Source organism: Aeromicrobium phragmitis, assembly GCF_003674095.1.
Classification (GTDB): domain Bacteria; phylum Actinomycetota; class Actinomycetes; order Propionibacteriales; family Nocardioidaceae; genus Aeromicrobium; species Aeromicrobium phragmitis.
The window spans coordinates 1-299 of record NZ_RDBF01000279.1; the positions used below are offsets into that span (position 1 = coordinate 1).

General features: G+C 68.9%; 1 pseudogene. It reads left to right on the forward strand.

Annotation, left to right across the window (positions count from 1 at the left end):
- Window positions 1–299 (forward strand): annotated as a pseudogene (locus D9V41_RS18165) (ABC transporter substrate-binding protein); the annotation flags it as partial.

Below are 299 nucleotides of genomic sequence, written 5' to 3' on the forward strand. Positions count from 1 at the left end.
GTTCGAGGACGCCAACACGCTGTTCTCCGCCGTGGCCGCACGCCGTGACTCGATCCACGAGCTGCTCGTCGCCGCGACGAACCTCTCCACCGAGCTGTCCGCGCTCGTGGACGAGACGCGGGCCGACCTGCGCCCCGCGCTCGATCAGCTGGACGCGGTGACCGAGATGTTGCACCAGCATGAGGCGAGCCTCGATGAGGCGCTGCGCGTGCTGCCGGGCTTCTACAACGTGTACGCGAACGCCTTGGGCACCGGCCCGTGGTTCGACGTGTACCTCGGCAACCTGCCGCCCAACCTCG